This window comes from Polaribacter sp. Asnod1-A03, from assembly GCF_045063585.1.
Classification (GTDB): Bacteria; Bacteroidota; Bacteroidia; order Flavobacteriales; family Flavobacteriaceae; genus Polaribacter.
This window is the reverse complement of the sequence record NZ_JBEFOE010000009.1, coordinates 2663372-2675680: the sequence shown is the minus strand read 5'-3', so window position 1 is coordinate 2675680 and position 12309 is coordinate 2663372. Positions and strand designations below refer to the sequence as shown.

At 34.0% G+C, this 12309-nt stretch carries 2 protein-coding genes; one reads left to right on the top strand and one right to left on the bottom strand.

Annotated features, from left to right (window positions below):
* Nucleotides 1–36: 36 nt before the first annotated feature.
* Nucleotides 37–1671 carry a chaperonin GroEL gene (gene groL / locus ACJJVY_RS12075; protein WP_405608885.1) on the top strand — a complete coding sequence of 545 codons (1635 nt, stop codon included), beginning with the start codon at nucleotides 37–39 and terminating at the stop codon, nucleotides 1669–1671.
* A 457-nt stretch (nucleotides 1672–2128) separates the two neighbouring features.
* Here groL and ACJJVY_RS12070 read toward each other — a convergent pair whose 3' ends face one another.
* Nucleotides 2129–12277 (bottom strand): T9SS type A sorting domain-containing protein, encoded by a 10149-nt coding sequence (locus ACJJVY_RS12070; protein WP_405608882.1) that lies wholly within the window; start codon nucleotides 12275–12277, stop codon nucleotides 2129–2131.
* Nucleotides 12278–12309 lie beyond the last annotated feature (32 nt).

Sequence of the window (12309 nt, the reverse complement as noted above, 5' to 3'; positions counted from 1 at the left end):
CCAAGTGCTAACAGCTAAAAGCAAAAAACATAAAAAATGGCAAAAGATATAAAATTTGATATTGAAGCAAGAGACGGTTTAAAACGTGGAGTTGATGCATTAGCAAATGCAGTAAAAGTAACTTTAGGACCTAAAGGAAGAAACGTAATTATTTCTAAAGCTTTTGGAGCACCAACAGTTACTAAAGATGGTGTTTCTGTTGCTAAAGAAGTAGAGTTAGAAAACGAGCTTGAAAACATGGGGGCTCAAATGGTAAAAGAAGTTGCTTCTAAAACCAATGATTTAGCTGGTGATGGTACAACAACTGCTACAGTATTAGCGCAAGCAATTGTAAAAGAAGGTTTAAAAAACGTTGCTGCAGGTGCAAACCCAATGGATTTAAAACGTGGTATTGACAAAGCAGTTACTGCAATTGTTGCTGATTTAGAAAAACAAACTGAAAAAGTTGGTAATTCTTCAGAAAAAATACAACAAGTAGCTTCTATTTCTGCAAATAACGATGCTGTTATTGGAGACTTAATTGCTACTGCTTTTGGTAAAGTTGGTAAAGAAGGTGTAATTACAGTAGAAGAAGCAAAAGGAACGGATACTTATGTAGATGTTGTAGAAGGTATGCAGTTTGACAGAGGTTATTTATCTCCTTATTTTGTTACTGATGCAGACAAAATGATTGCAGATTTAGAAAATCCTTATGTTTTATTGTTTGATAAAAAGATTTCTAACTTACAAGAAATTCTTCCAATTTTAGAGCCAGTTTCTCAATCTGGTAGACCTTTACTAATTATTGCTGAAGATGTAGACGGACAAGCGTTAGCTACTTTAGTGGTAAATAAATTACGTGGTGGTTTAAAAATTGCCGCTGTAAAAGCTCCTGGTTTTGGAGACAGAAGAAAGGCAATGTTAGAAGACATCGCTATTTTAACAGGCGGAACTGTAATTTCTGAAGAAAGAGGATTCTCTTTAGAAAATGCAACTTTAGATTTATTAGGTACAGCAGAAAGTATTACTATAGATAAAGACAACACAACAATTGTAAATGGCTCTGGAAATGCAGATACTATTAAAGCAAGAGTGAGTCAAATTAAATCTCAGATAGAAACTACAACTTCTGATTACGACAAAGAAAAACTACAAGAACGCTTAGCTAAATTAGCCGGTGGTGTTGCAGTTTTATATGTTGGTGCTGCTTCTGAAGTAGAAATGAAAGAGAAAAAAGACAGAGTTGATGATGCTTTACACGCTACAAGAGCTGCTGTAGAAGAAGGAATTGTTGCTGGTGGTGGTGTTGCTTTAGTGCGTGCTAAAAAAGTTTTAGAAAAATTAACTACGGATAATTTAGATGAAACAACTGGTGTGCAAATTGTAAACAAAGCAATTGAAGCTCCTTTAAGAACTATTGTAGAAAATGCTGGTGGAGAAGGGTCTGTAGTTATCAACAAGGTTTTAGAAGGTAAAAAAGACTTTGGTTACGATGCTAAATCAGATCAATATGTAAACATGTTAGATGCAGGAATTATAGATCCTAAAAAAGTTACTCGTGTTGCTTTAGAAAACGCAGCTTCTGTTGCCGGAATGATTCTTACTACAGAATGTGCTTTAATTGATATTAAAGAAGATGCTCCTGCTGGCGGAATGCCTCCAATGGGTGGTGGAATGCCAGGAATGATGTAAACTTTTAGGTCAAGTAAGTATTTTTCTTCTTGCTCAAAGTAATATTTTCAGGTATTAATTATATATCTTAAATAAGATTTCAAAATCTCAGATTAACTAATAATCTGAGATTTTTTTGCTTTTAAAATTCCAAACACTTATTTAACTCCAAAAATAAAAATTTTTAAAGCAATAAGATAAATCCCCTTTTTTATGCACAATAAAATTAAAAGAAGACATTACTCAAACTTTTCTAAAAGGTAACTAAAGCATGATTAAATCACCTTATAAAACAAAGCTATGCTTACTTTCAATAATTAAATTATAAATCTTTTTTTAATAATACTTTTTAAAGATTAATAAGCTCTAAAAAACTATATTTTTTCATACCTTCTAAGAGTACTGCTAGTTATATACAAATAAAAAGAGCCATCAATATATTTGATGGCTCTTTTTTTACTTATTAGAATAAGTATTATTATTCTATTACAACTTTCTTATTATAAGAGCCTTTATTACTATTTACTTTTACAATATACACACCAGTAGGTAAATATTCTTTTACATCAAACTCATAAGAGTTCTTTTGCTCATCTATTTTCCAAATACTTACTTTTTCTCCTAAAACATTGTAAAGTTGAACAGTACTTACAATTAAATCTTCTTGCTTGTTTAGAACTATTTTATTGTTTGTATTATCTGCATAAATACTTAAAGTTGTACTTAAAATATCATCTTCTACACCTAATACTGTATCCTCTTTAAAGCCTAACACAAATCTATCAGAATAAACTCCTGCATCTAATGTTAATGTAACAACATTATTTATTATTTGATAAGAAACTCCTGTTAACTTATCTATAATAAACGCATTTTCTGGTACATTTTGCATTTCATCAACCGTTAAAGTAATATCTCCTGAATAACCCATTACAATTTCTAACGGAATTTCCAAAGCTGTTGTAATTGCTTGTACACCTAAAATAGCATATTTCATATCATCATTAGGCAACTTCCAATAAATATCTGTATTTCCAGAATCAAATACTTCTGCATCATATCCTTTATCAAACTCAAATGAGTTACCTTCTTTAAAAGAAATCCCTAACTGTCGGTGTAACAATAATTCATCTTCATTTTTATAACCAAATCCTAATTTAATTATTGGTAATAAATCTGATTCATCTTTTACTTCTGTTTTACCATTTGTTTCTTCAGTTTTAAAGAATACAGATTCTGTTGTTTCCTCAGTAATATATTCTCTTTGACTATTGTTAAATTCAACATCTCCTCCATCGACATCTCCAACAATCATAAACCCTTGTGCTATGGCCACATATGGCCCTGGAACTTGGTAAGAACCTTGTCCAAGCCCAGAAGTACCATTGTTCTCATTACTATTGTGGGCCTCACTATTTGCAGCTAAGCCCATAGACCTATTTCTAACTCCATAACCACCTATATACCCTGCAAAAATGTGACCGTCAATTCCTTCTCCTTCTCCAATAGCACTTTCGTGATGTTCCCAGAAATACAATGAACCTGTAGTTGAATTTATATTGTCTTCTATAAATTTATTAACATTTAAAGCAGATGCATAAGGATTTCCTATCAAATATTCTTGATCTCCAGTAATCGATAATGGTGTATTAAAGACTCCATCATTTGGCAAACCATAATAAGTATAGTTTTGAGCCCTTCCTGGTCCCTTAAAAATATAACCTTCTCCTCTACCAATTCTACCGCTATTATATTTGTGTAACCAATTAGAGCGTCCAGCATCACTAGGCGAAAAGGTATACACCCAATAATCGGCTAATTCTATCGCTCCTGTTGGACTTTGAGTAAAGTTACCATCATAACCACCAATCCAAGTAATATCTTTTGCGATATCAGTATTTATAGTTCCTTCAAAATTAGTTGCTATTGTTCCGTCTTTCAATACATCTAGTAAACTATAATCATTACTAATAGAGTTACTAATTACTGGTGAACTCATATAATTATATCTATACAAACTTGGTACTTCTGAGTTTTGATCGATTAACAACCCTCCTGTACCTGCAATTAGACTCTGGGAGGTATGTGTTTGTACCAACTGTGCCTTATTTGTACTGTCTGTACTTACCAATCTAATCTCTCCATCTAATACAATGTTATTTGTTACAACTAATAAACTATCTGTAACTGCTAATTTTTTATCTGTATTAACCGTTAATTTTCTTGCACTAAATCTGCTACCTGTATGACTGTAATCGTTATCAATAACCACAAAACGAGACCTATCTGGAAAACCATTAGACCAAACATTACCACTTTCTCTTGTTGTTATATCTATTCTGTGTAATCCTAATTGAGAATTTGCTTCTGAATTAGAACTTACTATTTCTGAGATTAATGGATCATGTGGATGTCTTTCTGGACTACCATTCTCTAAAGTTCTATAAGGATTTAAAGCATCGTCTACAAAAACAACCCATTCACTATCCGTGTAAGTTATATTTGGCTCTAATGTTTCATCAATTCTTACATAAGAGGTATTGTCAGAAAAAGATTCTATTACATCGTACCTGTATTCATAAGATGTTGCATCTGTTGTTCTTGATAAAGTAATGATATCATTTGCTCCTTCTATATTTGTTAAAGCTAAATTTGTTACAGATACAGCACCACTATTTATATTGGTAATATTATTTGTACCGTTTCCTATAATAACAGATTGACCAACTCCTAATTCAGATTCAACAGTATAGGTTACATCTGGCATAACACCTGTTTGATCTCCTGTTTTAGAGTTGTATAACTGAATATTAATCAAGTTAGCACCGATAGTATTTGTTTTACTAATATTTGTTACCTCAATCCAACGCTCATCTCCATACTGATAAACCTGGGTAATCATTGGTACTCCATCTGTTGTAGTATCTCTATAATCTAAATCTCCAGTTATGTAAATATCTCCATCTTCATCTCCAAAAGAGTTTATTAAAGAGTTAATATCTGTAATAGTATTATCATTTGGATCTAAACCATCATTTACTGTAGAACCTAAAATACTAGAATCGTCATTATCATCAAAAGCATCATCTAAACCGTCACCATCACTATCATTTCCAGAAAGTGTGTTTACATCTCCATTTTCTTCAATATCTGGAATCCCATCATTGTCTGAGTCAGAATCTAAATAATCTGGAATGTTATCTGCTATTATATCTGTATTTACTGGATTTAAGCCAATAGTTGTACCACTCTCATAATTATCATCCACTCCATTACCGTTAACATCTGTAATATTTATTCCTGACGGAGCAATATATCCAATTGTTGTTTGTCCTTCTATATTATCAGGAATCCCATCGTTATCCGCATCAATGTCTAAGAAATTTAAATCTCCATCATTATCTGAATCTCCATTTGGATATGCATCTGGCGCTCCATTATTATCTTCATCAGATCCAGTAACCACTAATGCATTAGTTGTGTTAGTTCCTGCAGTATCTGCACCTACCGCTAATGCATTTATAGGATCTCCGTCTACAGTATCGTTAAACCCATCATTATCTCCATCTGTATAGTTATCAGCAATTCCATCTCTATCTGTATCTATACCTCCAGCTTCAACTACATCTAAAATACCATCATTATCAGAGTCCAAATCTAATTGATTTAAGATACCATCTCCATCAAAATCACCATTTGGATAAGTATCTGGTTTTCCATCTCCATTTGCATCTGCTCCTGTAGTGATTAATACATTTGCTGTATTTGCTCCTGATGTATCCGTACCTGTAGCTAATGCATTTGTTGGGTCTCCATCTACATCATCATTAAATCCATCGTTATCGTCATCTTCAAAATTATCGGCTCTACCATCTCCATTTTCGTCTGTTCCTCCTGCTTCTACTACATCTGGTATTCCATCGTTATCCGCATCTAAATCTAATTGATCTAGAATACCATCACCATCCGTATCTCCATTTGGATATGAATTTGGTACTCCATCATTATCTGTGTCTTCTCCTGTAACGATTAATGCGTTTGCTGTATTTTCTACAGTTCCATCATTACCAACATCACCATCAACAACATCATTAAAACCATCATTATCTGTGTCTACAAAATTATCTGCTTTACCATCACCATTTACATCTGTACCACCAGCTTCTACAACATCAGGAATACCATCATTATCTGCATCTAAATCTAAGTAATCTTTTATACCATCTCCATCTGTGTCTAGATTTGCAATTGCTGTCCCTCCATTATCTGTATCGTAACGATCGTCTAAACCATCATTATCTGTATCATTTACTAATGTACCATCTGTATTAATATCATCTATTAACCCATTTCCATCTATGTCTTCACCACCAGCTTCAACTAAATCTGGAATACCATCATTATCAGAATCTAAATCTAAATGATTTGGAATACCATCATTGTCGGAATCTATAGATACAAAACTACAATCTAAAGTTATAGTAGCTTCTACCCATTCTGTTCTACCACCACTTCTAGCAACCATATCTACTTGTATATATTGTGTAGCACTTTCTGTAGTATAACTATAGTCTGCTAAAGTATTTACATTAACAGCATTTGTTTGTGAATTTATTAAATTACTACTTGAATATGTACCTGAAGGTCTTTCTGATGTTACTACAGTTCTTGTTGCTGTGCTATTTCCCCAAATATCAAACTTAATTGTAGTTCCTGATTCGTATACTTGCCCTAAATCTAAAATAAAATAATGACCAGTATTATTCATAGCAAACCCTTGGTCTGCAGTAACAGCCCCATCATTTATATATGCAGCAGTACCAAAACCAGAAGAATCAATTATACCATCTGTAAGAAGAGAAACTGAAGTACAGCCTCGTTCTTCTGTGTCTAAAATACCATCATTATCATCATCTAAATCAACATTGTCTGGAATACCATCATTATCTGTGTCTAATATATCTCTATAATCTAAATCTCCATTACCAGGATTAAAGTCATCGTCTACATCTCCATAAGCAGTTTCTAAACTAGTAGCATCAGACACCTTATTTCCACTACCCAATCCATCATTTACTGTAGATCCTAAAATACTAGAATCGTCATTATCATCAAAAGCATCATCTAATCCATCTCCGTCAGTATCTGTTCCTAGCACTAAATTGTCCGAATCTCCGTTTTCTTGAATATCTAAAACACCATCATTATCTGAATCTAAATCTAAATAATCTGGAATAGTATCAGTTTCTACATCAGTATTTACTGGGTTTACACCAATATTACCTCCGTTTTCATAATTATCATCAACTCCATTATTATTAATATCAGTTATATCTGTTGCAACACCACTAGGTTCTATGTAATTAAGAGAGGTCTGCCCTTCAATATTATCCGGAATACCATCATTATCTGCATCTATATCTATATGGTTTAAATTTCCATCGCCATCTGCATCTCCGTTTGGATATGTATCTGGTGCACCATCATTATCATCATCAGATCCTGTTAAAATTAAAGCATTAGATGTATTTGAACCATCTGTATCTGCACCTACTGCTAATGCATTTGTTGGATCTCCATCTACAGTATCATTAAATCCATCGTTATCTACATCTGTAAAACTATCATGTACTCCATCACGGTCAGAGTCTAAACCTCCTGCTTCTATTACGTCAGTAATTCCATCATTATCTGCATCTAAATCTAATTGATCTAAAATACCATCTCCATCGGTATCTCCATTTGGATAAGAGTCTGGTGTTCCATCTCCGTCTGAATCCGCTCCCGTAACAATTAATGCATCGGCTGTATTCGTACCTGCTGTATCTGTTCCTACTGCTAATACATTTGTTGGATCTCCATCTACATCATCATTAAATCCATCATTGTCTGCATCTGTAAAGTTATCGGCTCTACCATCTCCATTTGCATCTGTTCCGCCTGCTTCTACTACATCTGGAATACCATCGTTGTCTGCATCTAAATCTAATTGATCTAAAATACCATCGCCATCGGTATCTCCATTTGGATAAGAGTCTGGTGTTCCATCTCCGTCTGAATCCGCTCCCGTAACAATTAATGCATCGGCTGTATTTGTACCTGCTGTATCTGTTCCTACTGCTAATACATTTGTTGGATCTCCATCTACATCATCATTAAATCCATCATTGTCTGCATCTGTAAAGTTATCGGCTCTACCATCTCCATTTGCATCTGTTCCGCCTGCTTCTACTACATCTGGAATACCATCGTTGTCTGCATCTAAATCTAATTGATCTAAAATACCATCGCCATCGGTATCTCCATTTGGATAAGTATCTGGTGTTCCGTCTCCATTTGCATCTGCTCCTGAAGTGATTAATGCATTTGCTGTATTTGCTCCTGCTGTATCTGTTCCTGTGGATAATGCATTTGTTGGGTCTCCATCTACATCATCATTAAATCCATCATTGTCAGCATCTATATAATTATCTGCTCTACCATCTCCATTTACATCCGTTCCACCTGCTTCTACTACATCTGCAATTCCATCATTATCTGCATCTAAATCTAATTGATCTAAAATACCATCACCATCGGTATCTCCGTTTGGATAAGTATCAGGTATTCCATCATTATCACCATCAGTTCCTGTAACAATTAAAGCATTGTCTGTATTTGCCCCATCAGAATCATACCCTACATCTAATATATTTGTTGGATCACCATCTACAGCATCATTAAATCCATCATTGTCAGCATCTATAAAATTATCGGCTCTACCATCTCCATTTGCATCTGTTCCACCTGCTTCTACTACATCTGGAACTCCATCATTGTCTGCATCTAAATCTAATTGATCTAGAATACCATCGCCATCGGTATCTCCATTTGGATAAGAGTCTGGTGTTCCATCTCCGTCTGAATCCGCTCCCGTAACAATTAATGCATCGGCTGTATTTGTACCTGCTGTATCTACTCCTACTGCTAATGCATTTATTGGATCTCCATCTACAGCATCATTAAATCCATCACTGTCTGCATCCGTAAAATTATCGGCTCTACCATCTCCATTTGTATCTGTACCTCCTGCTTCTACTACATCTGGAATACCATCGTTGTCTGCATCTAAATCTAATTGATCTAAAATACCATCGCCATCGGTATCTCCATTTGGATAAGAGTCTGGTGTTCCATCTCCGTCTGAATCCGCTCCTGTAACAATTAAAGCATCCGAAGTGTTTGCGCCATCTGTATCTACTCCTACTGCTAATGCATTTGTTGGATCTCCATCTAATACATCATTAAATCCATCATTGTCTGTATCTATAAAATTATCGGCTCTACCATCTCCATTTGCATCTGTTCCGCCTGCTTCTACCACATCTGGAATTCCATCGTTATCGGCATCTAAATCTATATAATCTGGAATTCCATCTCCATCGGCATCTCCATTTGGATAAAAGTCTGGTGTTCCATCATTATTACTATCTTCTCCTGTTAAAATTAAAGCATTAGATGAATTTTCTGAAGTGCCATCATTACCTACATCTCCATCTACAACATCATTAAAACCATCATTATCGGTATCTGTAAAATTATCGGCTCTACCATCTCCATTTGCATCTGTTCCGCCTGCTTCTATCACATCTGGTATACCGTCGTTATCTGCATCTAAATCTAAGTAATCTGGTATTCCGTCTCCATCTGTATCTGGGTTTGCGATATCATTTCCTCCTTCATCAGAATCATATCGATCATCTAAACCATCTTCATTATTATCGTATAAAAGTGTACCATTTTCATAAACATTATCTACAATACCATTACCATCTGTATCTTCACCTCCTGCTTCTACAATATCTGGAATACCATCATTATCTGAATCTAAATCTAAATGATCTGGGATACCATCTCCATCTGAATCTGTAGATTCATATTCTTCATCATCACAAGGTATTGTAAAACTATCATATGAAACATCATAAACCCTAAGATTTCTCCCCCCTCCTTGTCCACTTGATCTATCAAATTGGATTGCAATATGTGTAGCATCTGACGATAATGTATATGAAGCAGTAGAAAAGGCATTACTATTATTAAATGAGTATGTTACAGTATTATTAAAACTAGACCCATCTGAAGATTGAAAAACTTCCATAATATCATTAGTGCTGCTATTGCTACCATACCTTCCTGCTACTATACTAATTATAGTACCTGCAGGTACTATTTCTTCATCTTCTCTTAAAATAATTGTTATATACTCATCTCTATTAAAATCAGCATAAGTACTATTATTATCATCAATTGCATCACTTGCATCGTCAACGCCACTATTTAAATCTATAGCAAATCCTCTATCAGCTGGAATTGTTATATCAGGACACGGAATTAAAGTTAAACCTTCATCTACATCTAAAATACCATCATTATCATCATCTACATCTACATCATCTGGTATACCATCTCCATCGGTATCTATACTAGTTTGATCATCTCTATAATCTACATCTCCACCAGTATTAACATCTTCATCTAAATCTGAAAAATTATCTGTTTGAATGTCATCATATTCTCCATTTACATCTGTATAACCGTTATCTGTATCTCCTGTTTCTATATCATCTACCAATCCGTTTTCTCCTACAGTTCCTGTAACCATTCCGGCACCATCATTTGCAAGTTCGCTACCAGATTCTTCTATATCATAAATACCATCTCCATCGGCATCTAAATCTAAATAATCTGGCACATTATCAGAATTTGTTAAACTACCGTCTGTATTTACTGGTGTTATACCTGTAGATTCATAAGCATCATCTAAACCATCATTATCTGCATCATTACCACTTGGTGCAATATAACCTGTTGTAGTTTGTGCTTCTATATTATCTGGTATACCATCGTTATCTGAGTCTAAATCAAAATAATTAGGGATACCATCTCCGTCTGTATCTTGTGGCACACAGAAAGACAGATCTCCTATTGCTATTGCTTGATTCCCTGACAAATTATTATCTTGTACTTGTCTGTAATAAATAGCTACACTTTCTACAGGAACAGAAAAATTAATTGACATATCTTCATTACTTCCTCCACCTGTAAAAGTATTGTCTGCAGAATTTGTGATACTACCACTAAGAGTATAATCTGCAGCAGACATTATATAAGTTGCCCCTTCTGAGACAACTTCTATATATATTTCATCGGTATAAGTAGCATCAGTATCTAAATCATAAACTGTAAAAGATAAATCATTAACAGATCTAGAAAAACTAAACACATTTACAGTTTCTCCATCAGCTACAGAAGTTTGTCTCCAAACATAAGAATATGTGTTAGTATTAGTTGTTGGGTAAGAATTTTCAATTTTCCAATTACCTGTTGTGTTAGTACTTGGTCTTGTAATTGTTACATCTACACCATCAAAACTTAAAGCTGGATTAGCAGTTGCAGTTGTTGGATCATCTCCTGTATTCTGACTATTACCTTCATCAAAATGATTACTCCAAACAAGTGTTTGATTATTACAATTGTATTCTTCTGTATCTAAAATACCATCGTTATCATCATCTATATCTATATTATCTGCAATACCATCTCCGTCTGTATCTATTGTTTGTACTGTTCCATCAAGATCTGCACAATCTTCTGTTATATCTAAAGGGTAATTACACGTACCATTGCTTTGGCAATTGTAGGTTACAGTAGAAGATATTGTTCCTCCGTTTTGTACAGTAAAACTACCACTACCACTTAAATCTAAATTAGGGCCTATACTACCATTTATGTTAGAATTTGAACCTATTTTTACATAGCCGGTTTTTGCTGCTGCTGTTATAGGACCTGTTATATTACCTGTACCTTGTATTTGCTGACTAACTTCTGTATAACCCTCTGTATAAAGCTCTCCTGATAAACTTATAGAACCTGTTACAAGAAGCTCTCCGTAATTCTCAAAAACAGGTGTACCATTACCCATACTTAATGCTCCACTTGAAACATTAAAAACCCCAGTGTTTACAACTTTAGCACCACTTTGATTAAAACTATTACCAGATGTAATTATACCACAATTAGTTAATACAGCTTCTTCATTAAGCTGAAAATTTTGATCTATTGTCATTTCATCTTGGTTTCTAATGTAAGTTGGCCCTGTAACATTAGCATTAAGGTTACCTCCTATTGACATTGTACCTAAATTATCTAACTCATTATTAGACAAAGAATATAGTTGAAAATTTTGACCAACATCTATAGTACCTTCATTATAAATAACACTTTCACCTGAAAAAGTGATTGTATTAGTTACTGTTAATAAACCTGTTTGACTTATTTGCAAATCTACGTTAGCATCAAAACTTGGGTTTTGTTGAAATTCAAGCTCTCCATCAATTATCATTGTAATATCATACCCTGTAGTTGATGATATATTTGCATTAATAGTTAAGCTATTACCTGTAGGTATACAAAGTATAGCTCCGTCTGCAAAATCAACTGTACCGCTAATAGTTATATTACCAGAAACACTGGTAACACCCGCTGGAAAAAGATACCCAGAAGACTGATTTGAGTTTAATGTAGCACCAGAACCACATTGCGCATTTAAATTTAAAAAAGTAAATAATGATATTATTAAAATCATTAACTCCTTTTTTAGAAGGAATAGATTTAAAA